At 34.2% G+C, this 260-nt stretch carries 1 protein-coding gene; it reads left to right on the forward strand.

All coding sequences use genetic code 11. The features are described from left to right. On the forward strand, nucleotides 1-260 hold a 260-nt coding region (locus ACTHTG_RS11225; RefSeq protein ID WP_440362652.1), incomplete at both ends, for a hypothetical protein.

Consider the following 260-nt stretch of genomic DNA (forward strand, 5'->3'; position numbering starts at 1 on the left):
GTTGCTGTAATGTTTATGAGAGTTTATTGGGCTTTTGTGGGAAACAGATTTGCCAATTGGAGACAATTTGTACCTTTTGATAAAAAAGGAAGAGAAAAAATGTGGCACGTAATCAAGTACGATATCTTTTTATTCAACGAAAAAGAATATAAATTTACCAATATTCCTATTGGTCATAATGCACTTGCTGCAGCATCTTATTTGGTAATGTTCATTCTAGCAGTAGTAATGGTGTTTACCGGATTTGCATTGTATGCGCC

It is taken from the genome of Neisseria sp. P0017.S009, assembly GCF_051957375.1.
Taxonomy (GTDB): Bacteria; Pseudomonadota; Gammaproteobacteria; order Burkholderiales; family Neisseriaceae; genus Neisseria; species Neisseria perflava.